27 protein-coding genes are annotated in these 25,931 nt (G+C 47.0%); 11 read left to right on the top strand and 16 right to left on the bottom strand.

Going from position 1 to position 25,931, the window contains the following annotated elements:
* The first annotated feature begins 172 nt into the window (after window positions 1–172).
* The 4 genes from L4174_RS07405 to L4174_RS07390 all read left to right on the top strand — a co-directional run bounded on the left by L4174_RS07405 (window position 173) and on the right by L4174_RS07390 (window position 5,149).
* Window positions 173–2,662, top strand: a complete 2,490-nt coding sequence (locus L4174_RS07405) for a bifunctional diguanylate cyclase/phosphodiesterase (RefSeq protein ID WP_248139968.1) — start codon at window positions 173–175, stop codon at window positions 2,660–2,662.
* Window positions 2,663–2,703: 41 nt separating this feature from the next.
* On the top strand, window positions 2,704–3,054 hold the full coding sequence (locus L4174_RS07400) for a hypothetical protein (protein WP_248139966.1): 351 nt from the start codon (window positions 2,704–2,706) through the stop codon (window positions 3,052–3,054).
* 389 nt (window positions 3,055–3,443) lie between these two features.
* Window positions 3,444–3,680 carry a YdcH family protein gene (locus L4174_RS07395; RefSeq protein WP_036752522.1) on the top strand — a complete coding sequence of 79 codons (237 nt, stop codon included), beginning with the start codon at window positions 3,444–3,446 and terminating at the stop codon, window positions 3,678–3,680.
* A 239-nt stretch (window positions 3,681–3,919) separates the two neighbouring features.
* A complete protein-coding gene (locus tag L4174_RS07390; protein WP_248139963.1) occupies window positions 3,920–5,149 on the top strand; it encodes an OFA family MFS transporter in 1,230 nt (409 codons plus the stop codon).
* A 372-nt stretch (window positions 5,150–5,521) separates the two neighbouring features.
* Here L4174_RS07390 and L4174_RS07385 read toward each other — a convergent pair whose 3' ends face one another.
* From L4174_RS07385 to L4174_RS07350, 8 genes are all read right to left on the bottom strand, one after another.
* The gene (locus L4174_RS07385; RefSeq protein WP_248139962.1) at window positions 5,522–6,103 is read right to left on the bottom strand and encodes an aminodeoxychorismate/anthranilate synthase component II; all 582 of its coding nucleotides are present in this window, start codon (window positions 6,101–6,103) and stop codon (window positions 5,522–5,524) included.
* Window positions 6,084–7,583, bottom strand: a complete 1,500-nt coding sequence (locus L4174_RS07380; RefSeq protein ID WP_248139960.1) for an anthranilate synthase component I family protein — start codon at window positions 7,581–7,583, stop codon at window positions 6,084–6,086. Before L4174_RS07380 ends, L4174_RS07385 begins: the two co-directional genes overlap by 20 nt.
* On the bottom strand, window positions 7,567–8,220 hold the full coding sequence (locus tag L4174_RS07375; protein WP_248139958.1) for a flavodoxin family protein: 654 nt from the start codon (window positions 8,218–8,220) through the stop codon (window positions 7,567–7,569). The genes L4174_RS07380 and L4174_RS07375 overlap by 17 nt, the downstream gene beginning before the upstream one ends.
* 114 nt (window positions 8,221–8,334) lie before the next feature.
* Window positions 8,335–9,042, bottom strand: a complete 708-nt coding sequence (locus tag L4174_RS07370) for a B3/4 domain-containing protein (protein ID WP_248139956.1) — start codon at window positions 9,040–9,042, stop codon at window positions 8,335–8,337.
* Complete coding sequence (locus L4174_RS07365) at window positions 9,026–9,328, bottom strand: chorismate mutase (RefSeq protein WP_248139954.1); 303 nt, start codon at window positions 9,326–9,328, stop codon at window positions 9,026–9,028. Before L4174_RS07365 ends, L4174_RS07370 begins: the two co-directional genes overlap by 17 nt.
* 9 nt (window positions 9,329–9,337) lie before the next feature.
* Complete coding sequence (locus tag L4174_RS07360; RefSeq protein ID WP_248139952.1) at window positions 9,338–10,714, bottom strand: UbiD family decarboxylase; 1,377 nt, start codon at window positions 10,712–10,714, stop codon at window positions 9,338–9,340.
* 1 nt (window position 10,715) lies between these two features.
* Complete coding sequence (gene trpB / locus L4174_RS07355) at window positions 10,716–11,921, bottom strand: tryptophan synthase subunit beta (RefSeq protein ID WP_248139950.1); 1,206 nt, start codon at window positions 11,919–11,921, stop codon at window positions 10,716–10,718.
* Window positions 11,922–11,930: 9 nt separating this feature from the next.
* Window positions 11,931–12,263, bottom strand: a complete 333-nt coding sequence (locus L4174_RS07350) for a cupin domain-containing protein (RefSeq protein ID WP_248139948.1) — start codon at window positions 12,261–12,263, stop codon at window positions 11,931–11,933.
* A gap of 280 nt (window positions 12,264–12,543) precedes the next feature.
* Between L4174_RS07350 and L4174_RS07345 the strand changes: the two genes are divergently transcribed.
* Window positions 12,544–13,209 carry a LysE family translocator gene (locus L4174_RS07345; RefSeq protein ID WP_248139946.1) on the top strand — a complete coding sequence of 222 codons (666 nt, stop codon included), beginning with the start codon at window positions 12,544–12,546 and terminating at the stop codon, window positions 13,207–13,209.
* A gap of 43 nt (window positions 13,210–13,252) precedes the next feature.
* Here the strand turns inward: L4174_RS07345 and fliJ are convergent, their stop codons facing one another.
* From fliJ to L4174_RS07305, 8 genes are read right to left on the bottom strand one after another with little or no spacing between them, the layout of a single operon-like run.
* The gene (fliJ, locus tag L4174_RS07340) at window positions 13,253–13,687 is read right to left on the bottom strand and encodes a flagellar export protein FliJ (RefSeq protein ID WP_248139943.1); all 435 of its coding nucleotides are present in this window, start codon (window positions 13,685–13,687) and stop codon (window positions 13,253–13,255) included.
* 13 nt (window positions 13,688–13,700) lie between these two features.
* Window positions 13,701–15,017: a flagellar protein export ATPase FliI gene (fliI, locus tag L4174_RS07335; protein WP_248141627.1), complete on the bottom strand. Its 1,317-nt coding sequence runs from the start codon at window positions 15,015–15,017 to the stop codon at window positions 13,701–13,703.
* Between the two features lie 19 nt (window positions 15,018–15,036).
* Entirely contained in the window at window positions 15,037–15,858 is an 822-nt protein-coding gene (gene fliH / locus L4174_RS07330; RefSeq protein WP_248139941.1) for a flagellar assembly protein FliH, read from the bottom strand.
* Window positions 15,859–15,861: 3 nt separating this feature from the next.
* Entirely contained in the window at window positions 15,862–16,890 is a 1,029-nt protein-coding gene (locus L4174_RS07325; RefSeq protein WP_248139939.1) for a flagellar motor switch protein FliG, read from the bottom strand.
* Window positions 16,868–18,577 carry a flagellar basal-body MS-ring/collar protein FliF gene (gene fliF / locus L4174_RS07320; protein WP_248139937.1) on the bottom strand — a complete coding sequence of 570 codons (1,710 nt, stop codon included), beginning with the start codon at window positions 18,575–18,577 and terminating at the stop codon, window positions 16,868–16,870. The genes L4174_RS07325 and fliF overlap by 23 nt, the downstream gene beginning before the upstream one ends.
* A 3-nt stretch (window positions 18,578–18,580) precedes the next feature.
* The gene (gene fliE / locus L4174_RS07315; protein WP_248139935.1) at window positions 18,581–18,931 is read right to left on the bottom strand and encodes a flagellar hook-basal body complex protein FliE; all 351 of its coding nucleotides are present in this window, start codon (window positions 18,929–18,931) and stop codon (window positions 18,581–18,583) included.
* A gap of 16 nt (window positions 18,932–18,947) precedes the next feature.
* A complete protein-coding gene (locus L4174_RS07310; protein ID WP_248139933.1) occupies window positions 18,948–20,312 on the bottom strand; it encodes a sigma-54 dependent transcriptional regulator in 1,365 nt (454 codons plus the stop codon).
* On the bottom strand, window positions 20,312–21,202 hold the full coding sequence (locus L4174_RS07305) for an OmpA family protein (protein ID WP_248139931.1): 891 nt from the start codon (window positions 21,200–21,202) through the stop codon (window positions 20,312–20,314). The genes L4174_RS07310 and L4174_RS07305 overlap by 1 nt, the downstream gene beginning before the upstream one ends.
* 511 nt (window positions 21,203–21,713) lie before the next feature.
* Here L4174_RS07305 and L4174_RS07300 point away from each other — a divergent pair.
* From L4174_RS07300 to flhB, 6 genes are all read left to right on the top strand, one after another.
* A complete protein-coding gene (locus tag L4174_RS07300; protein ID WP_248139929.1) occupies window positions 21,714–22,529 on the top strand; it encodes a FliM/FliN family flagellar motor switch protein in 816 nt (271 codons plus the stop codon).
* A 27-nt stretch (window positions 22,530–22,556) separates the two neighbouring features.
* On the top strand, window positions 22,557–22,958 hold the full coding sequence (gene fliN / locus L4174_RS07295; protein WP_371929400.1) for a flagellar motor switch protein FliN: 402 nt from the start codon (window positions 22,557–22,559) through the stop codon (window positions 22,956–22,958).
* 122 nt (window positions 22,959–23,080) lie between these two features.
* On the top strand, window positions 23,081–23,737 hold the full coding sequence (fliP, locus tag L4174_RS07290; RefSeq protein ID WP_371929399.1) for a flagellar type III secretion system pore protein FliP: 657 nt from the start codon (window positions 23,081–23,083) through the stop codon (window positions 23,735–23,737).
* 10 nt (window positions 23,738–23,747) lie between these two features.
* A complete protein-coding gene (gene fliQ, locus L4174_RS07285) occupies window positions 23,748–24,017 on the top strand; it encodes a flagellar biosynthesis protein FliQ (RefSeq protein ID WP_248139922.1) in 270 nt (89 codons plus the stop codon).
* Window positions 24,017–24,796, top strand: a complete 780-nt coding sequence (gene fliR / locus L4174_RS07280; protein WP_248139920.1) for a flagellar biosynthetic protein FliR — start codon at window positions 24,017–24,019, stop codon at window positions 24,794–24,796. Before fliQ ends, fliR begins: the two co-directional genes overlap by 1 nt.
* Window positions 24,793–25,920, top strand: a complete 1,128-nt coding sequence (flhB, locus tag L4174_RS07275) for a flagellar biosynthesis protein FlhB (protein WP_248139918.1) — start codon at window positions 24,793–24,795, stop codon at window positions 25,918–25,920. The genes fliR and flhB overlap by 4 nt, the downstream gene beginning before the upstream one ends.
* Window positions 25,921–25,931: the final 11 nt, after the last annotated feature.

Raw genomic sequence — 25,931 nt, 5'->3', positions numbered from 1 at the left:
AAATACAGGCAATTCCTGAGAATTGCCTGTATTTTTTTCCTATTGCGAAAAATCGTCTATTGTCATCCGTAATATCAAGAAATTCCTAATATGAATGAACAGTTGGCTATGCATGCCCAGAAACTCGTCACTATACTGAATATCTGGGGAGTCGCTCAGTCATGGATGATTTATGAAGAGAAACCTGATCCGTTCGTGGAAATTGCTGACTGTATTGCTGCCCGTATTCCTGATTGTCAGCCTCCTGATGACTTCTGACCTTTCCTTTTGGGGTGATACAGAGAACACCACAGCGACACCACCAGCATCTCAGCAAACCAACACCGACGCTCCCCTCCCGGCAAATGCACCAGGCCTCTCAACAACCGAGTTTCAGCACATTGCCGAACGCTGGGAAAGCGCAAATTATTTACACTCGCTACTCAGCCACCTCAGTATTAATCACTTTATCTTTAACAACCTGTACACCCTCGATAAGCTGGAAAAGTTCACGCTGTTTTCACTGGTGACATTTGGCTTACTGATCGGGTGTCTGGTTCTGGCCTGGCATCTGCATAAATTGCTCAGACATGAGCAGCGATTAAAGTCTGAATTGCACGATATGGTGAAAAAATATAGTCACGTGCTGAAACATGCCCCGGACGGTATGGTCGTTCTCAGGCAGGACAACACCATTATCGGACTGAATCAGTCCGCTTGTCAGATTCTCAATACCACGGCGGAAGAAGCCCAGACACGTCTTATTGCTGATTTAGTCGTTTATGACCAAGCCAGAGATGAACTGTCGGAATTGCTTGAACAGGTGCATACCTCGATGAGCCAGGGGGAAAGTCAGCCGATGAGCATACTCATCACCAACAAAGTTGAACCGCCTCAGCATCTGGAAATCATTGCGACGGAAACCGCTTACAATGATGGCAATGAAGTTTTACTCAACATCCGGGATGTCACCAACTGGGTCGAAAGAGAAGAGAAACTCAAAAGTTTGTCCCGTGCTTTAGAACAGAGTGATGACTCCATCATCATTACCAATGACCGGGGTATTATCGAGTACGTTAATCACAGCTTTGAAGAATTTAACGACATGAATGCCAATGATCTGATTGGCAGTGATGCCGCACATCTGATTCTGGCGACGCTGCAAAATCCTGCCGAACTGGAAAAACTGCAACACCAGCTGAGACGCGGTCACACCGTCAATCGCATCATTTCGCACCGTAAAAAAGATAACAGTCTGATGTATATGGAGAAACGGATTTCTCCGATTCGAAACAGCCGGGGAAAAATCAGCCACTATATTACGACCGGCAAAGACATCACGGAGAGAGTGCTTTTTGAAAGCAAACTCAAGCGCCTCGCTCATTTTGATATGCTGACCCAATTGCCAAACCGGCTGATGCTGCAACAGCAGATCGAGCTTTTTCTGAAGCAATCCCCGCGTCCTGAGCTGGGTTTAATGACGCTGAATTTAGACAGATTCAAACAAATCAATGATTCTCTCGGACATGATACCGGCGATCAGGTGCTCATTGCGGTCAGCAAGCGATTACAGCAAATCCTGCGTGAAAATGACATTCTGGCCCGGCTCGGCAATGATGAGTTCGCAATTTTAGTGGTTTCGGACAACCGGCTGCCCGTCCTCGAAGATCTGGCTGAACGCATTCTTCGTCATCTGAGTCATCCAATCGCTCTGGATAACAAAGAAGTTGTGGTCAGTGCCAGTATCGGGATTACTTACTGCGGAGAAGAAGAATCCACCAGCGAAGCACTGCTCCGCCAGGCCGATATCGCCTTATACAAAGCGAAAGACAATGGTCAGCAGCAACAATACCGGGTCTACAACCGGCAAATGGGGGTCAACAGCGTTAAACGCCTGGAAATGGAAGCTCAGCTCAGACAGAGTTTTGGGTCAGACCGCTATCAATTTTTCTATCAGGGTCGTTTTGAAGCCCGTACGCGAAAACTCTGTGGCGTGGAAGCACTGTTACGATGGTATGACGATGACGGTGTCCTCCAGTCGCCTTCAGAATTTGTCCCAATTCTTGAGACAACCGGCCTCATCATTGATATCGGTGAGCGGATGATTCGAAAAGCCTGCCAGCAGCTGCGCCAATGGCAGCTTCAGGGACACAAACTTCACTTTGCCATCAATATCTCGGCCCGGCAGCTGCTTAACTCTGATATCGTCAATACGGTTCAGCAAGCCATCCAAAGCAGCCATTGCGACCCAAGCTTCCTCGAGCTTGAAATTACGGAAAGCGTTGTCATGTCTGATGTGAAGCTGGCACTGAACCGGTTACGCCAGCTCAATGCACTGGGGGTCAGGATTGCCATTGACGACTTCGGCACCGGCTACTCTTCTCTGGCCTATCTGAGCCGTTTCCCGATTCAGATTCTGAAAGTCGATCAGGAATTTGTCCGTGACCTGCCGGTCAACAAAGAATCGGTCACCATCACCAATGCCATCGTTGAACTGGCCCATAATCTGAATATTCGGGTGGTGGCCGAGGGCGTCGAAAACCAGGCCCAGGCTGATTTTCTGAGCAGCATTGGTGTAGAGGAATTTCAGGGATTCCTGTATTGTAAGCCCCTGTCTATCTCTGATTTCGAATCTGCTTTTTTACATTCAGAGATTGATATCAAACGCCAGTCAATGCGATGACACTGTAACAATGTCCCGTCAATCTATGTGAGGAAACCAAGATGGACTTTAGTGATTACCTGGATAACGTCCTCAAGCAGCGTCAGCAGCAGGCAAGCCAACCCGCAAAACAAAAACAACAGCCCCACTGGCTGCAACAACGCCAGGAAGACAAAACCAGCCAGAGTCTTGCGCGTGATGCCATGGCAAAAGCACAGGAAGACGCAGCTTTACGTGCTGAACATGAAACCAAAGCGCAGCACATCAGAATGAATGGCCGCTACATGACAGAAGAAGAAGCCCAGGCAAAAGTCCAGTTACAAACTGCGGCTGCCCCGGCAAATCCTGATCGAATCGCTTACATTCAGAGCCTCAAAAAATCATTACGCAGCAAAAAGTATCGGGCATCGTAAAACAGTCCATCTGAGTACTTTGCACCACCCGCACCGTGACAACGTCACACATAATTTTATGCTGCTCGTAGCATTTTCGCTGTCCCCCTGCTTGAAAATCACAACATTCGACTATGCTTAAACAAGGGTCAGTTGACCTTTGTGGTTCATATTTGTCCGGAATGAAAGCATTTTTACCTGGCTGCAGGACACGCCAATTCGGGCTCAGAATGCATTGCCCGCAATTCGGAAATGCACTTTTCACCGGAAGACATCTGATGCCACGCTTTAAACTGCCGGAAGTGCAGAATGCAGTACCACTCTCCATACAATAAAATCCGTACAGCGTGATAGAACAACAGGAGAAAAAAGCAGGGCTTTCATTCACGTAAACCTATGGAGTGACAGATATGTTAGGTGAAAATCACGCACTCTTCATTGAGTTCCCCGAAATGCACGACAAAATCAAAGAGTTGAAGTCACAAGACGAAAACTTCAAGGCGATGACAGACAGGTACCATGAATTAGATCACAAAATACGGGGATTAGAATGTAACAACATTCCAACCGAAGACCTACACTTCACCCAACTGAAAATGGAACGATTGCAGCTCAAAGACAAAATACACAGTATCCTGATGAACTGATGGTAAAAAGCCATGATGATTGGCTCCCCCTCCCACAGTTCTGAGGATGGAGCCAATCACTGCCCGCAAGCTCTCGACTCCCTCTTCACCATCCATTTGTAACAAAGTTTTTCCTCACGATATTTCTTAAAAATTTATTGATAGAATCCGCGCCCTCCATAAGAAGTGCATCTTTTTTTGATTCAGATTAAGAAAAGTTTAAAAAACAAATCAAGACCGCTACGGTGTTAGAGAGGCGTATGAAAACATTCGATCGTGCTAAGCAAATCTTGCTGGCTGGCTTTTGTATAAACTTGTGCATGGGCATTCTGTATGCCTGGAGCGTCTTCAAGAAAGCGCTGGTTGTTGATCTGGGGTGGTCTAATGCTGATGCATCCCTGCCCTACACGGTCGCTATCATTACCTTTTCACTGTCTCTGTTACTGGCCGGTATTCTTCAGGATAAAATCGGTCCGCGTAAAGTCCTGCTGTTAGGAACGACGATGGTTGGGCTGGGGATGATCATTTCCAGCTTTGCAACCAGCCCGCTGCTTTTGGTCCTTACTTTCGGCGTACTGACAGGCAGCGGCATTGGCTTTGGATATGCCTGTCTGAGCCCATCGGCGATGAAATGGTTTCACCCGTCTAAAAAAGGAATGGTGAATGGTTTGATTGCCGCTGGTTTCGGTCTGGCGGCGGTTTATCTTGCCCCTCTGACTGCATCTCTGATTGCTGACTTCGGGATCAATCAAAGTTTTCTGATTCTTGGCATCGCAGTTCTGGTGGTCGCTGTTCCGCTGGCATGCACTATCACAAACCCGCCGGAAGACTATGTGCCAGCCGCGCCCACTGCAACGACCGCAAAAGCTGCGCAAACACCGAGTGTTGATGTCAGCTGGCGTATGATGATCCAGACCCCGCAGTTTTATTCGCTGTGGATCATGTACGCGTTCGCTTCAGCTGCCGGTCTGATGATCATAGGGAACATTACTTCAATCGCAGCCACACAGGCTGATTTATCTGACGCCGCTTTCCTTGTGGTGATTCTGGCTGTCTTTAACTCGGGTGGCCGGGTCGTCGCAGGAATGCTCTCCGATAAGATCGGCGGCGTGAAAACCCTGCTGATAGCCTTCGTCATGCAAGCCATCAACATGGTGATGTTTGCAACTTTCGACAATGAATTCAGCCTGATGGTCGGTGCCGCAGTTGCAGGTGTCGGCTATGGCACACTGCTGGCCGTTTTCCCGTCGATTACTGCTGACTTCTACGGCCTGAAAAATTATGGTGCCAACTACGGTGTCCTGTATACAGCCTGGGGAATCAGTGGCTTCATCGGCCCTGTCGTTGCTGCTGTCGCAGTTGATATGACCGGTACATACACATTGGCGTATACGCTGTGTTCCGTAATGCTGGGAGTCGCCGTTTTGCTTGCCTTCATGACCAAGCCCGTCAATATTCAGGCACTTCAGAACAAGCTGGCAAACGCCTGATTTCAGCACGTCAGTCAAGAATAAAAGCACAGCTTTCCGCTGTGCTTTTTCATGTTCAGTACATAAAAAAAACCCGATACCAAAAAGATACCGGGTAAACAAATAGTGGTGAAAATGTTCCTAATGGGAACAGGATATGCGCTATTGCGTACCGCTTGGGAAGACTGTGTGATTGGCTTAACAACAACCTTCACGGTACTCAGGTAGCAATAAATTAAAGCGTCCGTATTTTTACTGATATTAAATCTATGTATAAAAATATTCAGTATTGTCTGCCCCGTAAACATACCAATTGCATATTAGAATTTAATAGGAAACAAGTCTGATAAATGCATTCAGCAAATACATGAAAAGGTACAAATCATACACATATTAATTGTATAGTCCTGCATGCTTAAAGAAGTTGATTAATATGTCTGCACCCCGTTCAGTCGATATGCTTTCAGGATGAAACTGAACCCCTTCGATCACAAACGCTTTATGTCGAATACCCATGATGTAGTTGTCATCAATAGATTCAGAGGTAATGACTAATTCCGAATCCGATTTAATATCGTCTCTTGATGCAATCAGTGAATGATATCGGGTGACTTTTAAGGGTGACTTCAATTGCTGGAAGCAGCCCATTTGATCATGTTCAATCAAACTCACCTTTCCATGCACACGGTTTACAGCCGGTTTCACTGAAACACCATAAAACTCCGCAATCGATTGCATTCCAAGGCAAATACCAAAAATCGGAATTTTTCCTTCAACCCGCCTGATGATATCCAGGTAACCACTCTCACATGGGTGTCCGGGCCCAGGCCCCAGAATAATAGCATGATAGTCATTCAACGATTCAAGATTGACTTTATCACACCGAACGACATCAGTTTGAAAGCCAATCACTTCAATATAATTTTTGACGATATAAACAAAGCTGTCATACGCATCAATTAATAAAATCTTCACTGATTAAATCCTTGTTGGTGATTGCAAAATAAGTCGAACTGAGTTTGCTGATTGTTTCAGACCACTCGCCATGGCTCAGGGAATCTTCAACGATCCCTCCGGAAGCACGAATCGTATAGACACCATTTCTGTAAACTGCCGTCCGAATACAAAGTGCAGACAAAATTGTGTCATTAAACCCTAAATACCCCACACACCCTGCATAAATGCCTCTTGAGGTCCTCTCCGTGTCTTCAATAATTTCCGTTGCCTTTATTTTTGGTGTTCCCGTCATCGTGCCTGCAGGAAACGTAGCGGCTAAAGCATCGTATTTATCAAATTGTGCTGAAATCTTCCCAATAACATTAGAAACAATATGAATCACGTGTGAGTATTCTTCTGTAATCATCAATTCATCAACAAATAGTGAAACAGGTTCACAAATTCTGGAGATATCATTTCGACAGAGATCAACCAGCATCAAATGCTCTGCATTTTCTTTTTCATCCGAGAGCAGCTTATGAATATTTGACTTTTTCTCATCTGGATCAGACGAGTTTCTGATTGTACCCGCAATTGGTCTCATCACAATTTCACGGTCATTGGTTAAAGTCACAAACATTTCCGGACTTGCTCCAATCACATGAAATCCATCAGATGTTTTAAAATAATACATATAGGGTGATGGGTTAAATTGACGCAATCGTAAGTAAACATCAAATGGTATTATTTCTGACGTTATATTTATTTCATGCCCCAATTGGATTTGATATATATCACCAATATCGATATGACTTTTGGCTTTATCAAACCAGGTCGTATACATCTCTTTATCGACAGTGGGAGATGAAATACTATGACTGGAAAAATTGTGGTTAAACTCATAATGAAATGGCGTTTTAATGAGATTTTTCACTAATGAAAGATCGAAACTTTGAAAATAATTGCTCTGATTTCGGGTTAAATGTATGGTGTGACTCTTTATATCAAGATTGATGACGCCTGAAAATATAGTCAGATTAATCGTAGATAAATTTTTATCTCTTGATATTTTTCTCTCGATATCCTCTATGAGAAAAATAGTATCGTATCCAAAGTAACCCCAGAATCCGAAGTTTGTACTTGTACTCACCCCTTCATCAACGACATGAAATAATGACTCAATACTTCTTAAGAGTGAAATCAGATCGTTAAACGTCTGAATCTGAATGGAGTACTCATCTAGGAACTCAAAAGATGATAATTTATCACTCACTCTCATCAAACCAAGAATATCTTCATTCCCAGATAAAGACAGGACATTATCATTGAGTTTCAAGTTAAAAATAGGTTCAAACGCAATGATTGTATTTTTGCAATCTTTTTCTGGACCAGTCATTGACTCGAGCAGAAACAACTCATCTTCATGATATTTCTTTCGCAACTGGTTATAAATACAGATCGAGTCATTGTCTGAGATGACTTTTTCAGTATGGCTGATAACTTCAATTAACCCTTTCACTATCTTTCTCCATGATTTCTTTGAGCTTTCTTTCATTTGGATGATTAAAATTTAATGCATTCACATTCACAGAACTTCGGATTTCAACTAATCTGTCAACCATTTGCTCCAAAGCAACACTCTCCTCAATGTCTGTAATTCCCTTCGTTTTTTCACAGCCATGGATAAGCACTGGAAATCCAGCACCAGGAATAATCATTCGATTTAATAGCATGTTATTTATGATTTGATCATGTGCACTGCCTAAACTATATTTCCTCCCAACAATGACGCAGCCACCAATTTTATTCACGAGAGGCCGATCAAACCTCAGATATCCGACACCAGCTCTTTCAAGAAAAATCTGCATTAAGTGACTAATCCCGAAAGCATGAACTGGACATGTGTAAATAATAATATCTGACTCGCACATCATTTTAATAATATGTGGCATGTCATCATATTTTTCACAGGGAGACTGTCTATAGTTGCAACCATTGTCACCACCACAGCCATCACAAGCAGATATTTTCTTATCGCACAGATATATAACATTTACATGGACATTTTTCTCATACAACTTATCCTGAATAAGTTCAGAAACATAAGCGGTAACACCATTTCTTCTTTCTGAACCTGATATGATTACAGCTTTCATTTTGACCTCAACATGAAAAAACTCAACAATTTGAGAAATTATGTGGGCCAATAAGTAAAACTTTTTGAATACCTAAATAGACATCAGCCAATAAAGAATTGGTTAAGATAAATTTTAATAATTCGAGATAAGCATATTTGAATGTCTGATACTACACTCAGCGATTGAACCAGGCCAATACTTGTCAATCAAACTTTTCAACTCTTCAATGACTGGCAAACTCTCATTATTTTGGAGTGGAGATAAAGCCTCTATAATAATAATTGCATTTTGGGTGCTGTTTCTAACGACAGATAAACCACTTTGCTTATGAGACCACTTTCTGGCATGCGCATTATTTTTCTCATCGATAAATGAAACTTCATTCGAGGGCATTAAAATTTCGTTCCCATTAAAATCTAAATAACGCTCACCTCCCTTTGTATAGGAAACCCATAAATTTCCGTTGATTTCATCTGTATCCAGCACAGCAATAGGTAAACAATGCTTAACTGACAATGCATTACAAATTAAAACTAACGGGTGTAATGTTTCTGGTAAATTACCTTGCTTTCTGAGCCGTCTCAGTAATGATTCAGCTGCCATTCGAAATTTTGTCGGCTCTATCCCTGCTTTTCTGTAAGCTCGACGCCAGTGACTGATAGAGTCAATTGCGCTTTCTGTCTGCAACTTATCGATTGTTTGCTTTGCAAAGACAATATTTTCATTCACAGAATCTGTCACATCAACACGATCATGAAGATTCTCAATTCGAAGACAGCAAACATGCAGTTCAGGTAAAAGGTCAACGATATCTTTTGAGTAATTAACCATTGATGTCATGATTGATAAGTCCCTTTTTGATCAGCTGCATTTGTGTTAACTCATGAATGATTACCTTATAAACAGATTCAATAAACTTATCATCCCCGTGAAAATTCAACGCTAATTCTCTCACTTTACTTAAAACGATCTCTACTCGTCCTTTTGCTTCTACGACATCAACACTATTCCGCTTTTGATCTGCTATCTGTAATGCAACATTCGCTCTTTTTACCAGTAGTTCTACAAGCTGAACATCTATCTGATTGATTTCTTCACGAAGAATTTCTAACTGATTAATTTCCATGATTCACCTTTATAATATTTGCTGATACCGAACAAACCTGTTTGATATTTTCAATGGCTTGGTTAAGTCATATAATGTCAAATCACTTTCTGGATCTTTTGAATTCATATAACCGGTGTATTGAGACGGGTCCATGATAAAGCCCGGCACTTTTCTCAAGTAAGTATCTTGCGACACCTGAAACCTGGTTGTCATTGCCCATAAAAAATCCTCACTTGACAAGTGATCGATGTCGTCATCAACAACATATACATGCTTACAAAGCGGATGGTGCTCGTAAATAAAATCTCTTAATTCTGAAAATGGAATGAAATGTGACTTTCTCCGGATACTTAAGATGACTGACAGCTGCCCGCCACCATAACTGGGACAATACACATCCATTAAATCAAAAAATTGATCGAATTCTTTCCTGACAACTTCTTTCAAAGAGATCTCAGTCGGAATCGCAAGCAGCTCTGACTGTTCTTTTCCCGGACCTAAAAATGTTTGATAGATCGGATTTTCTCTGTGGAAGATGCCTGTGATTTTAACGAGCGGAAGATTTTCTTTTGCCTCCCCCATGTAGCCAAGAAACTCCGGCATTGAGTATGCCTCTGCTTTTCTATTGCTTTCATTACAAGTTGTCGTTGTCATTTCCCCTTCAATGACAATCTCACTGTCTGCGTAACAATAAGCTGAATTTGTAACGTTTTTCGCAATTCGAACGGCCTGGCCAACTACTTTACTCATCTCTTTCAGTTTGCAGATACCTGATGAGAATCTGGCTGTCGATAATGAAGTGAGCAAATAGTATACAGGGGGTATACCAATACAAATCGAGATTGGCAGAGTTTTATTTTGTTTCAAAGCTTCTTGGTAACAGCTGAAAAGCCCACTTCCAGGCCGTAGGGCTAAAGTCACATGACTTTTATCTACAACTTTCAATCGATGAATAGAACTGGTATAGGCACCGGTTTTATGGTGCCTTGCACAAACGACACCTGATGTAAAAAATGCGCCTGCATCCTGTGGTGTTACTTTAAGAGCAGGTAATGAGAGCAAATCTAATTGAAAATGACTTTCCTGACAGACAGGCTTATCAACCCATACCGGACTTAAATCCTTACAGTGTAAACTGTCATCTCTGAAACAACTTTCGGACAGAATCTTTCGATTGATTTCTCTATTCCCAAATAACCCCATTAACACCGGAAATTGAGTGCCGTTATTGGCGTATATGTAAGCTTGCTCATGACCTGTTTTTCCTGAACCAGGTACGGTTGCTGCGTTATTCATATAATGGCCAGGTATCTCATAAGTTGGTGACATGAAATCACCAACCGTCTTGATGCTGACACCTGAACCTTCCAATTGATTCAGCACAGCCCGCAGATCGAAACTCATTTCACAACCCAACTTTATGAAGCACAAAATCGATATCTTTATCACCTCTTCCTGAAAGATTAACCAGGATGGATTCTTTAGATGATAAATTTTTAGCTTCTTTTGCAGCCCATGCAATCGCATGAGAACTTTCTAATGCGGGGATGATTCCTTCATATTTGGACAAAGTTAAAAAGGCTTCAATACATTCATCATCTGTAATTGAATGATACTCAACCCGCTGAGCATCTCTTAAATAACAATGTTGTGGACCGACACCGGGATAATCTAATCCTGAAGCGATGGAATGGGCATCCATCGGAGTACCATCCTCTTCTTGCAGGTATAAACATTTAAATCCGTGCATTGTTCCGAATTTACCTGCTGTTAGGGTCGCGGCATGTTCTCCTGAATCTAATCCTTTACCCGCAGCTTCAACTCCCACTAACTTCACGTTTTCATCTGACAGAAAACCGCTGAATAAGCCTAATGCATTTGAGCCGCCACCGACACAAGCCGCAACGATTGTCGGTTGTTCATTTGTCATCTCCAGAAACTGGGCAGATGCCTCTCTTCCAATGACAGATTGAAAATATTGCACCATCTCCGGGTAAGGCGCAGGACCAACAACGGAGCCGATTGCAAAAAAGTTATTCTGCATATCATCCAGATATGCCGAAAATGCACTATCGACTGCTTCTTTTAAAGTCGCCTTACCCGAAGTTACAGGAACAATTTTGCATCCCAGCAATTTCATTTTATTCACATTAGGGCGTTCTTTTTCAATATCGACCTGCCCCATATGGATTTCACATGCCATGCCCATCAAAGCACAAACAGTCGCAAGAGCAACACCATGCTGTCCTGCACCCGTTTCAGCTAATATTTTTTTCTTGCCCATTTTCTTTGCAAGCAGAACTTCACCAATACAGTGGTTAATTTTATGGGCACCCGTGTGATTTAAATCTTCACGTTTCAGGTATATCTTTGCTCCGCCAATTCTCTCAGAAAGGTTCTTTGCAAAGTAAATGGGACTTGGTCGTCCGATATAGGTTTTACGTAACCGTGTCATTTCTTCATTGAATAAGTCATCTTGAATGATGTGATAGAATGCTTCTCTGACCTCATTCATCGCTGACTTTAATTCTGAATTTTCGGCTTCACCGCCGTAGACGCCAAACATTCCATTTTGATCTGGGATTAAATTGGCAAAAGCAGGGTTTTTCATCTGTCGCTCCTATTGAATATCATCAACAACGAAAACTGTCGTCACTTCATTCTCATCCCCTTTCGAACGGTGAGGCACACCATCCGGGATTGAGAAAAAATCACCTGGGTGACATTTATTTTCGGTACCCTCAACAAAAATAGTAAAGCTTCCGGTCAGAACATATCCCTGATGACCGATCTCACAAAGATGGTGCTCATCAAACCCAGCTGGCAATTCAAGCATTCTTAAGCGCTTTCCGTTTGAATTGAAAATTTTCACCCGGCCATCAGCGCCCGGCTTTGACCATTTTTCCCAATCTTGATTTGCCGCTTGAAATACAACCTCGTCATAGGTCTTCATCTTTTCTCCTCTCAAATTCCATTCAATACAGAGTCAATGTGATGACGAACACAACTCGTGTTTCACGTTCCGCGGAATACGCTGACGTCTGCCAGCAGATGTGAAAACAGAATCAATGTTGTGAGACTCATCGAATTAAAACTAGCGAACTAGTTCACTAGTTTGATTTGCGCTCATAGTAGGGATATCATCGTTGCCGTGTCAAGAATTTTATGCAACTATGCGCTGTGCGTTAGGTTTGTTAACTCTTGACTCAATATGATGCCTGGCATTGCATCAAATGATTCAAATTCACTTGGAGTATTCTTCCACCATGGTCAGTACATTACTTCTATATTGCATCGCTTCATTTACCGTGACCGTCATTCCGGGACCGACCATGCTGTTGTCTCTGTCGAACGGTGTGAGTAAAAACAAGAAAATTGTACTTTATGGCATTCTAGGGGCTGCTCTGTCTGACGCGATTCTGATCAGTGCTGCCGGACTGGGACTGGGGGCATTAATGGCGGCTTCTGAAACCCTCTTTCTGACCGTCAAATATTGCGGCGTTGCTTACCTGCTGTGGCTGGCATACCAGTTGTGGCGCAGTACACCTTCAGCCAGCGCGTTGACGGCTGACAAACTCAAAAGCGCACAAGTACACAGCCCTGCAGCAGCGTTCCGGCGCAGCCTGTTCGCGGCCCTGTCTAATCCGAAGGGGCTCCTGTTCTTCGGCGCTTTTCTGCCTCAGTTTCTGGATTTAACCGCGCCGGTTTTGATGCAATACGTTCTTTTCGCAATTGCTACCATCGTGATTGATGTCGCTGTGATGCTGGTTTACGCAACTGCAGGTTTCCAGGCGGCAAAGTATTTATCGGTCAGCCGCCTGAAATCGCTCAACAAAACCTGTGCTTCCGTGTTGGTCGCGATGGCGTCGGGGTTAGCATTCTATAAAGAAGCGGCCTGAGGTTTTTTCACTTCAAAAAAATAAAAGCGCCCGAGGGCGCTTTTTAAATGGATGGACGTTTGTATCTGGCGTTGATCAAATCTTCAATAAACTTTTGCTCTTTTCTGGCCTGCTCATACCGTTGTTTAGCTTTCCAGCGTTCCATGACGGTTTCCAGACCTTTCACTTTGATCTGGCTTTGCTCCAGCGCTTTTTTGGTCCGCTGACTTTCTGCATGCATCAGCGCCATTTCGTGCTGCTGATGAGCGATCAGGCGATTGAGCATTGCATTGACCTGCGTGGTGTTTTGCAATGCAATCGGGTTGACCCCGCCGACTCCTTCCGGAAGACTGCCGGATTTTAAGTCAGCCAGTGCTTCCAGCTGTTGAGCAAAGAAACCAACCTGCTCTTGCTGACGGGCTAAATCCTGGCCCTGACGGTCTCGCTGCTGCTCAGCAATTTGCTGAAGCTGGCTGACAGCTTTCAGTTTTCCTTTCATTGCCCGCTCCTTGTCAGCCTTGCTGTGTCTGGGTAAATAATTCGGCCAGACGAACCAACGACTGCTGGTAATCCGTCACTTCGTCCACCTGTTGAACCAAAAAGTCTTTCAGTAACGGGAACATCCGCACCGACAGATCCAGCTCTGGATCCTGCCCTGGCTGATAACCCCCCAGCGGCAGCAGCTCTTTCACCTGAAGATAATTCGCATTCAGCTGTCGAAAACGGTTTGCCACCGTAACATGCGAAGTTTCGGTACAACTGCTCATACAACGGCTGATCGATGCATTAATATCAATCGCCGGATAGTGCCCCTGCTCTGCCAGTGAACGCGACAACACCACATGGCCATCCAGAATAGCCCGGGCAGAGTCGACCACAGGATCCTGCTGATCATCCCCGTCCGCCAGAACGGTATAAATAGCCGTCAGACTGCCGTCCGGGTGTTCACCGTTACCGGCACGTTCCAGTAATTGCGGTAACTGACCAAACACTGAAGGCGGATAACCCCGGGAAGCCGGTGGTTCGCCCAGAGACAAAGCAATTTCACGCTGCGCCATGGCATAACGGGTCAGTGAATCCATCAACAACAGGACGTCTTTCCCTTTATCCCGGAAATATTCGGCAACACGATGGCAAAGCTTGGTCGCGCGCAGGCGCATCAGAGGAGATTCATCCGCAGGTGCAGCAATCACCACCGCACGCCTCATCCCTTCTTCACCCAGGTTCCGCTCAATAAACTCGCGAACCTCACGACCCCGTTCACCAATCAGCCCGACCACGACAATGTCAGCTTTGGTGTTTTTGGTGATCATGCCCATCAACACACTCTTACCCACACCACTGCCGGCCATCAGACCGATGCGCTGACCTTTACCCAGCGTCAGCAGGCCGTTCATGGCGCGAATACCCACATCTAAGGGGGTATCGACCATCCGGCGCTTCATCGGGTTAATCGGCTGAGGATTGAGAGAAACTTTCTCGCCCCCTTTCAGTGGGCCCAGATCGTCAAAAGGCTCGCCAAGGCCATTCACGACCCTGCCGAGCCAATGCTCGCCCAATGCAACTGTACTGTCGCCATCAAGCGGAATGACTTTGGCGCCGGCATATAAACCGCCCAGCTGGCGTACCGGCATCAGATATGCGACATCCCGGTCAAAACCAACGACCTGAGCTTCGATTGCTTCTCCGTCATCGGTTTCGACCAGGCAGCGTTGTTCCAGTCTGAATTTGCAGCCAACGGCCTGAAGCATCAGACCGTTGACTTTCACCAACCGCCCGGTCACCCGGGCAATCGGTATGGATGACATCGACGCAATCGCATCATTCATACGTTCATGAAATGCGCTGTCACTCACTGACTTCCTCCACACGCTCTGTGGCAGATACCTCTTCTGACTTCACATCGGTCACTAATTGCGAACCATTTGTGGATTCCAGAAGATGTTCACGGAGGGTTTCCATACAGGCTTCCAGCCGTGCATCGCTGCTGGCGTCTGCTTCAGCCTGGTCAGTCACCAGTTGCACACCGCCGATCGGCATTTCTTTATCCGCTACCAGTTTCCAGCTCGGATGCAGCTTCGGATTCAGGTTGTTGATCCGCTCCAGATCCTGCGGGTTCAGGTGCACAATCACCTTGTCCGCGTTTCCGGGCATGCTGTCGAGCGTCTCATCGACCAGCGCCAGGATCTGCTGCGGCATCAGTGTCAGCTCGGCACGAATGACCTGCTGAGCGACTTTCTGAACCAGAGAACAAATCTGCTCACGTTGTGCGTGCTCACGCTCGTCCTGCCATTGCTGAATATGCGCCTGCAGCGCATGCAGCGGGGCCATCACAGATTCATACTTTTCACGGCCCTGGCTTTCACCTTTGGCATAACCTTGCTGAAAGCCATCCTGCTGCCCCAGATTGAAACCCTGCTGGCGGCCCTGCTCCACGCCCTGACGAAGACCTTCTTCATGACCCTGCTGCAACCCCTGCTGGAAACCATCTTCCAGACGTTTCTGCAACGCAGCCTGATGCTCCTGGGCATTAAACTGAGGCTCTTCAGCCAGATGATTCAGGTCCTGAGATTCATCATCGGTGCCCTGAATCATTGGCTTGACCATCGGAGGAAAACGATGAGAGCGGTATTCACCCGGATTCAGGCGCATCACTTTAACTGAACGCATCGCTTACTCCACTGTTTGTTCCTGGTACAGACTCAGTTCGATTTCACCGGCATCAGCCAGTTCACGGACGATCTGCATGATCTCCTGACGAGCCTTCTCAACACGGGAGAGCGGCATGGCACCACGCATGGCCATTTCGTCGTCCAGCGAGTTTGCCATCCGTTGTGGCATCGACTGTTTGATCGCCATCTGCAGTTTGAGATCTGCACCTTTGAGTGCGGTTGCCCACATATCGATAGAAATTTCCTGAACCAGACGGTCCATGGTTGCTTCGCGCTGACGGGCAAGAATCACGAAGTCGAACATGTTCTCTTCGATCTCGCTGACCACTTTCTCGTCGTGCAGCTTCAGCATTTCCATCAACTGAGCACGATCACCTTCAAAGCGGTTGATAATGTCGGCAGCCTGCTTGGCACCCATCACCGACGCACCATGTCCGCCAGACACCTGCTGGATACAACGGTCGATCAGCTGATGCAGATCCTGCGCGATTTCATGATCAATCTCATTCAGGCGTGCCACCCGGTAAATCAGCTCATCATGCTGCTCCGACGGCAGTTTCGCCAGTACTTCAGACGATGTTTCCGGCGGCAGATAAGCCAGGAAAATGGCCTGCATCTGCGGGTGTTCCTGACTGATGAACTTCGCAATGACGTCAGTGTCGACCCACTGCAGACGCTGCATATTGTTCCGCAGTTCATCGCCATAAATACTGTTCAGTACACCTTTTGCCAGATCATTCCCCAACGCTTTCGACAGGGTATTCGACAGATAATCTTTCGAAGCACCCCGGATACCACTGTGGGCACGAAAATCATCAAAAAAGCGCTGAATTACAACTTTGGCATTTTCACTTTTAATCCCGGTCAGTTTGGCCATTGAACGGGTGACGCGTTGTACTTCTTCGCGGGAGAAGTAACGCAGCACCTGCGCGGCTGCGTCCTCTCCCATACCCAGCAGAACCAGTGCTGTTTTATCCACACTGCTCAGGGTTTGCATGTCTGCCGGATTAGTTGTCTCGGTTTTGCTCATTTCCATTCACCCATTGTTTGAGGACTTCAGCAACACGCTGTGGCTCTTCGCTGGCAATCAGTGTCAGGTGCTTCAGCTGGATGTGCAGAGGCGAACCAGAAGGCGGCAACATCATTTCAGCATCAGCGTCCAGACCATTGGTGGTGTGGCTCAACCCTCGGTCAGACAGACGACGGTTCAGCTCATTTTCCTGTGCCTTCTCATCCAGTTCTTTACTCAGGATGTCATCCGGCAGGCTGGCAATTTCCATTTCACGGCGTGCTTTATCCACACCCGTCAGATGACGGATTAACGGACGCAGGACAAAGAAGATCATTGCCAGTCCCAGCAGACCGCCGATGATGTAACGCAGCGGTTGTTGCAGCGCGGTATCCTGCCACCAAGGCATTGGCGCAACCGGGTCGATACTCAGCGGCTTAAAGTTAAAGCTCATCAGGCTCAGGCTGTCACCACGGACATTATTCAGACCCACGGCTTCAGAAATCATCTGGCTGATTTCAGCCTTCTGGGCATCATTCCAGGCCTTTTGATCTGGAGCCACTTTATCGTTCAGCAGCACAGAAACATTCAGTTTTTTGATTTGTCCCTGCTGGAACTGGGTATGACGCACGCTGCTGCCAAGGGCATACTGACGATTCACTTCAGAGCGCTCACTGGTATTTTTCGGCGAGTCTGTTTTTTTATCGTCTTCAACCGTTGGCGGCTGATTGCTCAGAGAGCCTGGTACACCCAGCGCAATTTTATCGACCGAGTTATTTTCGATACTGTGTTCAGAGCGTACAACCGGATTGTTATCAACCATTTCACGGGTTTCTTCAATACGGTTGAAATCCAGATCCGCAGCGACCTGAATCCGGAAGTTGCTCGGACCCAGCAATGGGGTCAGCATGTCAGAAGCACGCTGGATAATTTGTTTCTCCAGGTTTTTCTGATATTCCAGATACTTGGTGTTCATGCGACCATTGGTCTCAGAACCAATGTCTGCACTCAGCAGACGACCGAACTGATCAACCACTGAAACCTGATCGGCGGCCATCCCCGTCACACTGCCAGACACCAGATTCACGATGGCTTCCACCTGCTCCGGCTTGAGATCCTCACCGGATTTCAGTTCAACCATGACGGAAGCCGTTGGCTTTTCACCGTTCTGACGAACGAACAGAGTCTGACGCGGAATCGCCAGATGAACGCGGGCGTTGTTCACGGCATTCATAGAAATGATGGTACGAGCCAGCTCACCTTCCAGTCCGTGACGGTAACGTGCCGTTTCCATAAACTGGCTGGTTCCCAGAGAAGAATCTGTCTGCAGTGACTCCAGTCCGGTTGGCAGTTTGGCTTTGACACCTTTCGCTGCCAGCAGCATCCGCACTTCAGCAACTTTTCCGTCTTCAACCAGCACCTGACCGTTTGTTTCCTGTAAACGGTATGGAATGCCTTCAGCTTCAAGCACTGAAATAATTTCGCTGGTATCAAAACGCTCTTGCTGACTGTAGAGCGGACGATAGCTTTGTGTTGAGGTCCACAAAGCAACCACAATAATGGCTGCAACAACTGCGGCCAGAGCCGCAGACAGCACCAGATTTCGCTGACTGCTGTACCAGGCTTGTTTCGCCCGGTTCAGCAAAGAGTTTTCAGAACGGTCAGATGCGGTCAGTTCAGCTGCCGTTGCTTGAGTAATCATGGTCATAACTTACACCGGCATCTTCATTACATCTTCAAACGCACCGACCACCTTGTTTCTCACCTGCATCAGCGCAGAGAAAGACAGACTGGCCTTCTGACTGGCAATCATCGCACCAACCAGATCATCACTTTTGCCGGTTTCAACCGCAGTCATTTTTGCGCTGGCAACCGCCTGATGACCATTCACCAGGTCAAGCACTTCAGTCATCGCTGAAGAAAAAGAAAGCGGCTTGACTTGCTGGTCTAAAGGGTTGGCTTTCACAGTCACATCCTGCCCGGCCTGAGCTTGCATGAGCTGCATTTTTTCCAGCATGAGTTGCTGGGCTGTTGTTGTCTGCGTCATATTCGTCGCAAGCATGTGTGTCTCCTAATCGTTATGCTGCTGAGCCAATTTGTGAAATATCAATGCCTTGCTCACGCATTGCCGCTAATTTGTATCGCAGTGCCCGGGTCGTTACACCCAGTGCTTTTGCTGTCATGGTTCTGTTGCCTTCATGCTGTTTCAGTACATCGAGCACATACTGAAATTCAGCCTGTTTTTTTGCACCAATATGCCCTTGCTCAGTCCCCATCGCGACTGGCGCAACCGGCATGTATTCAGGTTTAATAGCCTGAACCTTGCTGGTGTCGACAGGCAGCATCAGATCCTGAGCTGTGATGAAATCACCGTGCCGCATTACCAGTGCACGCTGAATAATGTTTTCCAGTTCACGAATATTGCCGGGCCAGTGGTACTGCAACATCATTTGCTGCGCATCTGATGACATCTGACAGGCACTGCCCTGCTGATATTTACTGATAAAGAAATTTGCTAAAGGAAGAATATCTTCAGGACGTTCACGCAGCGGCGGCCAGTGGAGCGGCAATACATCCAGACGGTAGTAAAGGTCTTCACGGAAAGTGCCATCCTGAACGGCCAGACGCAGGTCTTTATTGGTTGCAGCAATCACCCGGATATCCAGCTTGATTGTCTTATGGCTGCCGACCCGTTCAACTTCACGTTCCTGCAGTACCCGCAGGAGTTTGGCCTGAAGCGCAGGAGACATTTCTGCAATTTCATCCAGCAGAATGGTGCCGCCGTTTGCTTCTTCAAACTTACCGCTCTGACTGCCGGTCGCACCGGTAAATGCGCCTTTCACATGACCGAACAACACCGCTTCAAGCATAGATTCAGGAATGGCTGCACAGTTCACCGCAACAAAAGGCATTTTGCTGCGCGGTGACTGCTGATGAACGTAACGAGCCAGCACTTCTTTCCCTGTACCGGATTCTCCGGTAATCAGAACACTGGCATGGGTGCAGGCTGCGCGGTGAGCCAGTTGCAGAATCTGTTTACTGCGCCAGGACTCCGCCACAATGTCTGACATGGGTTTCTGTAAAGCTTCAACGCGGGCGATCAGACTCAGCAATTGTGCAGGTTCAAAAGGTTTCAGAAGATAATCTGTCGCACCGGCTTTCATGGCTTCAGCAGCCAGCAAGCCTTCATGCTGATCAACAATTGCGATGGCAATCCGGCGCTGCTGAGGATCAGCAACGGTCTGGCTGAAGCGAACCCACTCGGTCAATGCCATATCTGGTAAAGCGGAGCTGACCAGAGTGATAGCAGCACGGTGAGATTGCAAACCGGCTTTGCCGGAAGTCAGATAATCTACCTGATAACCAGCCTGCTCCAGCACCTGTATAACTTGCTGAGCCTGCTGCCTGTCCGGTTCAATGAGCTGAATCGTTTTCGTTAACATTACTGAACCCTGCTTTTATCATTGTTATCAGCACGCAAAACCCTCACCGTTACCCTGCGGTTCAACGCCTGGCCCTGTGCTGTCTTGTTGTTCGCAATCGGATAACGCGCGCCATGTGCCCTGATCTGAATCAGATTATTTTTGACACCGGCTTCACGAAGAAAACTCGCGATATCATCCGCACGTACTTTCGAAACCTGAATATTGCCAAGGTTTGAACCCACAATGTCGCTGTGCCCGTCAATCAGCACTTTACTGACAGATTTATCCAGGCGAATGTATTCGGCCAGCTTAGTCAGGGTTTCCTTTTGTTCCGGGGATACGGTGCGTTGTCCCATCTCGTACTGGAACACCATATCTCTTGCCTGACGGTACGACATTGCAGGTAAGCGGGAACGGCAGGCACTGAATTCAGCTAATGCATCTGACATATTGACGCTGGACAGCATCAGATCGACCGGCGAATTGGTGTTCTGGTAAGTTAAAGCGATTCTTGCCCACTGCCCCGCGGTCATGCCATCCAGCAATGTGTCAACGGCACCGGTACCGGTAAATCTCACTTCCGTCGGATCCACCTGCTTACCCGGGCTCAGGGAAGTCTGCTTAGGTGTTTCAACCCAAGGGCCATCCTGAAGGTATAAACCTGCGCGGTCGAACTGAGCGAGAGGACGCATCGGTTTCACTTTAAGAATCAGATTTTCGCCCGCGTCTGCCACGAAACTGACTTCACCGAAGTTTTGCACCTGCTGATTTAATGAGCAGTGAAACGTACCGCCCCGGTATTTCCATTCGACAAGATCCATTGGCGTAGAAACAACTTTTGCTTCAACAGAACCCGCCGCAAGAGCAATTAATAAGAATGTGTATTTCTTGTTGAATGAAATTAACATTTTACCCTTCTCAGATTTTTGGTGATACCAAAATTCAATTATGTCCGAGGAACCAACTTAGCCAAAATTATTAAACAACCAAATTGCTTTTTTATTTCTATATATCTTTTCCTTGCTCAAAATCACTTTAATTCGATTAAGGTGATCTCGATTCAATTTATATTTGACGCACCAATGACACTAAATTGACACAGACATGACATTGCTCCCACTGTTTGATTTAACTTGATATAGCTTCAAAAACAGCAACTTGAGAGCAATATCAAATGAATAAAATAGTGCGTCTTTTTAAAGCGGGCATAAAAGTCTCATCAATTCATATATAAGAAAACCCTGTATATGAAGTTATAATCAACATGTGGACTAACATCACAAATTTAAAATCAATAACTAAAACACAAGAATTAGCTCAGGCTAGACTTAGCGGAACTAATAGTGGTTAAAGCCAATTCGAAGTAAATAACAATCGCAACCTTAATTTGTTGCATATGAGTTCTGACGGATATGCCATATGAAAAAAATTGAGTTAAACAGTGCTCAACATTTCCCCAAACTGAATGTTGAACATTTAGGGCGCCCTATTCATGTCATTCGGGAAGAATTACAAAAAACTTTCTCGCAGGCAGATTCGTCAATCACTCAGGATCTACAACGCTGGGTGAAAGACAAAAACCTGAGCTTCAGACTATCGGATATTCAGCTGGCCAGCAGACAACCAGCCGATCTTGATGAGCACGCTTCTGTCATCCGCCATCAGACTGGCGGCATGGTTCAGGCTCAGTTGGATATCAGTATGCTTCTGGCGCTGTCGGACAAGTTCTATAACGCCGATATCGACCGCAGTCATATCAGCGATGCTTCAAACAAACTGACTGCCAGTGACCTGCGTTTACAGCAGCGACTGCTGGAACGTCTGTGTGCACTGATTGCAGAGAGCGGGCAATGGACAATGACAGATGATGCGATGCGTCATGGCATTGGGCTGCTGGCCACCTTCACAGTCAGTTACCGTAAAAAATCCGCTGACTTTACCCTCTACCTGGATGAAACCATGTTGCAGTCTCTGATGGATGACATGGCCATTCATACCAATGACCAGTTAGACGAAGGTTTCCGCAAAGTACTGGAAAGCACGCCGGTGACTCTTCACGCCACCCTTTGCCAGAAAAAAATGCCTTTAGACGATGTACTCAAACTGCGTCCTGATGACGTATTGAATATCGATCTGCTCACTAATGTTCCGGTTCGTATTGGCCAGGAGCATTTATTTAACGGATGCGTGGCCGACAAAGATGGCCAACTCGTTCTGATTCTAAATGATAAATAAACTACACAGGACCCCAAAATGACCGATTTGAATGAGATGACTGACGTAAACGCATTCAGCGAAGACGATCTGAACTTTGATGATCTGGATCTGGATCAGCTGGATGATGACGTTGAAGCCAGTCAGGAATCCGGTACTGCCTCCCCTTTCATCCCTTACGATGAAGTACCGTCCAGAGATATTAATTTCTTCAAGAAAATTCCTGTCACGGTCACACTGGAAGTTTCCAGCACCGAAGTCTCTCTCGGCGAACTGATGAAAGCCGGTGAAGGCAGCGTGATTGAACTGGACAAGCTCAATGGTGAACCACTGGACGTCAAAGTGAACGGTTCTCTGATGGGCCACGCTGAAGTCGTTGTGGTCAATGACAAATACGGCCTGCGTCTGATTGATATCGTGGACTCACCGCTTAACTCCGTGGAATCCTGATAATGCTCCGCAGTCTCTGTCGTGTTTTAGCCCGCGCCGGCGGGCTATCCTTAGCCGGTTTTCTGATATTGACGCTTTCTTCACACCCGGCATTCGCTTCTGATACGGGTGGCCTGACGCTGATGACAGTTTCAGACGGCACCTCTAATCAGGAATACAGTGTCAAGCTTCAAGTGCTGCTCCTGATGACGGCACTGAGTTTACTGCCTGCATTTCTGCTGATGGCAACCAGCTTTACTCGCATCATTATTGTACTGGCCATTCTGCGTCAGGCCCTCGGCCTGCAGCAGAGTCCGCCAAACCGGGTACTGGTGGGGATTGCGCTGGCGCTGACGCTACTCATTATGCGTCCGGTATGGACTGATGTGTATGAACACGCCTTCAAGCCCTATGACGCAGGTCAGATCACGCTGATGGAAGCTTTCTCTGTGGCAGAAAAACCCGTCAAGGATTTCATGCTCAGACAAACCCAGCAAACGTCTCTTGAGCAGATGCTGCATATTGCAAACGAGCCTCTGGATCAGAAAGCAGAAGATCTGTCCTTTGCCGTGGTGCTGCCGGCCTTTGTGATCAGCGAGCTGAAAACAGCCTTTCAGATTGGTTTTATGCTGTTCATTCCGTTTCTCATCATCGACCTGGTTGTGGCCAGTGTGCTGATGGCCATGGGGATGATGATGCTTTCACCACTGATTATTTCGCTGCCTTTTAAACTGGTCGTATTTGTTCTGGCCGATGGCTGGACCATGACAGTCGGCACACTGTCGGCAAGTTTCGGCTAGGAGAAAAACCATGACACCGGAACTCGTCGTCACCCTGTTTTCAAATGCTGTCTGGATGATCATCACCATTGTGATGGTGCTGGTCGTGCCCGGCCTGCTGGTTGGTCTGGTCATTGCGGTCTTTCAGGCCGCGACCCAAATCAATGAACAGACCCTCAGCTTTCTGCCCCGCTTGCTGGTCACTCTGCTGATGGTCATTTTTGCCGGTCACTGGATGCTCAGAAAACTGATTGACCTGTTTACGCAGTTGTTTCACAACATTCCGGGAATGATTGGCTGATGGATGTCACTTTCGCGCAAATCACAGCCTGGCTCGGGCAAGTCTGGTGGCCATTTTTCCGTCTGGGGGCCGCATTTGTTGCCATGCCTTTCTTCGGCGATGGCGCCATTCCGCTTTGGGTGCGTCTGCTGTTTGCCCTGTCCATCAGTATCCTGATTGCGCCTCTCATGCCGGCGATGCCTGCAGTCGATCCCCTGTCACTCAAAGCACTGGTACTGGCGTTTGAACAAGCGATCTGGGGGGTCTTTTTCGGCTTTATCCTGCATCTGCTCTTCACCACCATGACCATGCTGGGCCAGATTGTTTCCATGCAGATGGGCCTGAGTATGGCCATCATGAATGATCCGGTAAACGGCATGTCTGTTGCGCTGCTGGGCCGGATGTTCCTGATGTTCAGCACCCTGCTGTTTCTGGCCCTGGACGGTCATTTAGTGGTGATTGATATTCTGGTTCAGAGTTTCCATGTCTGGCCGGTCGGCTCCGGGATTAGTGAAGCCACACTTCAACAGGTCATTTCCATGGCCAGCTGGATGTTTGCTTCCGCGCTGGCACTGGCATTACCGGCCATTATTTCGATGCTGCTGGCAAACATCAGCTTTGGTGTGATGAACCGTGCCGCACCGAGCCTGAACGTTTACGCGCTGGGCTTCCCGATGACGATGTTACTGGGTCTGTTCAGCATGCTGATTGCAATCAGCGGCGTCCCGACACGATACACCCAATTTGTTCATACCACTTTGCAGGCACTGACCAGCTACGTCGCAGGAAACGGCATATGAGTGATCAGAGTACTCAGGACAAAACAGAAAAGGCCACGCCCCAGAAAATCCGCAAAGCACGGGAGCAGGGGCAAATTCCCCGTGCGAAAGATCTGACTGCTGCGGTGATTTTCCTGGTTGTGGTCTATTTCTTTTCAATTCAGATCAGCACCATCTGGGACGCCATGAGCGGCGTCTTCCGTTTCAATATGCAGCTGACCCGTGATGATCTGCAGTCGCCCTGGCAGGGAATTGAACACGTGGGCCAGAGTCTGGCCATTGTGATCGAGTTGCTGCTGCCGCTGTTCATGGTGATTCTACTGGCCGCGATAGGCGGCAGCCTGCTCCTGGGCGGCTGGCTGTTTTATCCGGCAGGCGTGATGCCTAAGCTTTCAAAAATCAGTCCGCTGTCAGGTATCAAGCGTATGTTTTCAACCCGCTCGCTGGTTGAGCTGCTGAAATCGTCGCTGAAAGTCACTGTGCTGCTGATGCTGCTTTATCTGTATCTGGATGCTCATCTGGCTGAGCTGCTGGCCATGCAAAACCAGCCGCTGCGTCAGGGCGTGGTCGCCATTATGCAAATCCTGTTCGACGGCGTTCTTATCATGGGTGTTGCCCTGCTTGTCTTCGGTCTGCTGGATGTTCCCTATCAACGCTGGGAGCACATGAAGCAACTGAAAATGACCAAGCAGGAGATCAAAGAAGAATTTAAAAACAGCGAAGGCCGCCCGGAGGTAAAACAACGGATTCGTCAGATTCAGCAGCAGTTCGCCCGGCGAAAAGTGGAGAAGACGGTGCCGCAGGCCGATGTCGTCATCACCAACCCGACGCACTACGCCGTTGCTATCAAATACGATCCGGCAATGTATGACGCGCCCTTTGTTGTCGCGAAGGGGGTTGATGAAATGGCCCAGCATATTCAGCGCATCGCCCGTGAAAACAATGTCGAAGTGCTGAACTCGCCTCCGTTAACACGGGCCATTTACCATACCACGCAGCTGGAACAGGCCGTGCCGAGCCAGTTGTATATCGCCGTGGCACATATTCTGACTTATGTCATGCAGCTGAAAGCCTTCCGTACCGGCAAAGGCGGGCAGCCACAGCCATTACCGACTTTTGTTATCCCACGCCACTTACAGTATTAAGGCAGGAGAGA

The sequence above is a fragment of the Photobacterium sp. CCB-ST2H9 genome (genome assembly GCF_023151555.2).
In the GTDB taxonomy this organism is placed as follows: Bacteria; Pseudomonadota; Gammaproteobacteria; order Enterobacterales; family Vibrionaceae; genus Photobacterium.
The sequence above is the reverse complement of the archived record's forward strand: the minus strand, read 5'-3'. Positions and strand labels throughout refer to the sequence as shown.

Coding starts and splice junctions, on each gene's coding strand:
- fliR (WP_248139920.1), top strand. CDS start 24,017: ATGGATGTCACTTTCGCGCAAATCACAGCCTGGCTCGGGCAAGTCTGG.
- L4174_RS07370 (WP_248139956.1), bottom strand. CDS start 9,042: ATGACATCAATGGTTAATTACTCAAAAGATATCGTTGACCTTTTACCT.
- L4174_RS07350 (WP_248139948.1), bottom strand. CDS start 12,263: ATGAAGACCTATGACGAGGTTGTATTTCAAGCGGCAAATCAAGATTGG.
- fliI (WP_248141627.1), bottom strand. CDS start 15,017: ATGAATGATGCGATTGCGTCGATGTCATCCATACCGATTGCCCGGGTG.
- fliF (WP_248139937.1), bottom strand. CDS start 18,577: ATGACCATGATTACTCAAGCAACGGCAGCTGAACTGACCGCATCTGAC.
- L4174_RS07375 (WP_248139958.1), bottom strand. CDS start 8,220: ATGAAAGCTGTAATCATATCAGGTTCAGAAAGAAGAAATGGTGTTACC.
- L4174_RS07305 (WP_248139931.1), bottom strand. CDS start 21,202: ATGTTAATTTCATTCAACAAGAAATACACATTCTTATTAATTGCTCTT.
- L4174_RS07405 (WP_248139968.1), top strand. CDS start 173: ATGAAGAGAAACCTGATCCGTTCGTGGAAATTGCTGACTGTATTGCTG.
- flhB (WP_248139918.1), top strand. CDS start 24,793: ATGAGTGATCAGAGTACTCAGGACAAAACAGAAAAGGCCACGCCCCAG.
- fliQ (WP_248139922.1), top strand. CDS start 23,748: ATGACACCGGAACTCGTCGTCACCCTGTTTTCAAATGCTGTCTGGATG.
- L4174_RS07360 (WP_248139952.1), bottom strand. CDS start 10,714: ATGAGTTTCGATCTGCGGGCTGTGCTGAATCAATTGGAAGGTTCAGGT.
- fliJ (WP_248139943.1), bottom strand. CDS start 13,687: ATGAAAGGAAAACTGAAAGCTGTCAGCCAGCTTCAGCAAATTGCTGAG.
- L4174_RS07325 (WP_248139939.1), bottom strand. CDS start 16,890: ATGAGCAAAACCGAGACAACTAATCCGGCAGACATGCAAACCCTGAGC.
- L4174_RS07395 (WP_036752522.1), top strand. CDS start 3,444: ATGTTAGGTGAAAATCACGCACTCTTCATTGAGTTCCCCGAAATGCAC.
- L4174_RS07300 (WP_248139929.1), top strand. CDS start 21,714: ATGAAAAAAATTGAGTTAAACAGTGCTCAACATTTCCCCAAACTGAAT.
- L4174_RS07390 (WP_248139963.1), top strand. CDS start 3,920: ATGAAAACATTCGATCGTGCTAAGCAAATCTTGCTGGCTGGCTTTTGT.
- fliH (WP_248139941.1), bottom strand. CDS start 15,858: ATGCGTTCAGTTAAAGTGATGCGCCTGAATCCGGGTGAATACCGCTCT.
- fliP (WP_371929399.1), top strand. CDS start 23,081: ATGACAGTTTCAGACGGCACCTCTAATCAGGAATACAGTGTCAAGCTT.
- trpB (WP_248139950.1), bottom strand. CDS start 11,921: ATGAAAAACCCTGCTTTTGCCAATTTAATCCCAGATCAAAATGGAATG.
- fliE (WP_248139935.1), bottom strand. CDS start 18,931: ATGCTTGCGACGAATATGACGCAGACAACAACAGCCCAGCAACTCATG.
- L4174_RS07365 (WP_248139954.1), bottom strand. CDS start 9,328: ATGGAAATTAATCAGTTAGAAATTCTTCGTGAAGAAATCAATCAGATA.
- L4174_RS07345 (WP_248139946.1), top strand. CDS start 12,544: ATGATTCAAATTCACTTGGAGTATTCTTCCACCATGGTCAGTACATTA.
- L4174_RS07310 (WP_248139933.1), bottom strand. CDS start 20,312: ATGTTAACGAAAACGATTCAGCTCATTGAACCGGACAGGCAGCAGGCT.
- L4174_RS07400 (WP_248139966.1), top strand. CDS start 2,704: ATGGACTTTAGTGATTACCTGGATAACGTCCTCAAGCAGCGTCAGCAG.